Source organism: Halomonas sp. 25-S5, assembly GCF_029889845.1.
In the GTDB taxonomy this organism is placed as follows: Bacteria; Pseudomonadota; Gammaproteobacteria; order Pseudomonadales; family Halomonadaceae; genus Halomonas.
Window position 1 is genome coordinate 1 of the sequence record NZ_JARANV010000084.1, and the last position, 693, is coordinate 693.

1 pseudogene is annotated in these 693 nt (G+C 67.2%); it reads right to left on the reverse strand.

Annotated features, from left to right (window positions below):
* A pseudogene (locus OP498_RS18475) lies at positions 1-693 on the reverse strand (IS21 family transposase); the annotation flags it as partial.

Below are 693 nucleotides of genomic sequence, written 5' to 3' on the forward strand. Positions count from 1 at the left end.
GCCGCGCTGAGCGCGACCGCGAGGCAGAGTCAGCAGCGCGCTGCCGCCGATGAACACTGCCAGGCGGTCATCATACAGGCGTACCCGCAGCTGATGGCCAATCAGCCGGGACGGCACCGAGTAGAACACCTTGCGCAGCGTGAAGCCGCCGGAGGACGTCACCCGTACCCGAATCTCCTCGTAGTCCTGGCTACGTTGCCGGGGCAGCGGCTGCAGCATGGCGCGCTCAGCGTCGATGCGAGGCTGATGCCGAGCGTTGCGCCGACTGACCCGTTCATCGATGAAGGCCCGATAGGCGGTCAGGTCATCGAAGTGGCGTGAGCCGCGCAGCAGCAAGGCATCGTGGATGGCGCGCTTGAGGTGGCCATGGGCACTCTCGATACTGCCGTTCTCATGGGCCACGCCGGTGGTGTTGCGGGTCGGCACCATGCCGTAATCCCGGCACAGCGCCTCGTAGCGCAGGGTGAGGTCATCCTGTGCCGCCTGCCCGAGATTACGAAAGGCCGCTGACAGGCTGTCGGTGCGGTGCTCGCGCGGGGCGCCGCCGAGGGCCCACAAGGCTTCTGCAGCCCCTCCGCCAGGGCGACGAAACTCTCGCCGCCCAGCACCACATGGGCGTGCTGGAAGCCGCCATACACCATCCGGAAGTGGTACAGGCGATGATCCAACGGTCCCTCGGCCACCGTGACCTGC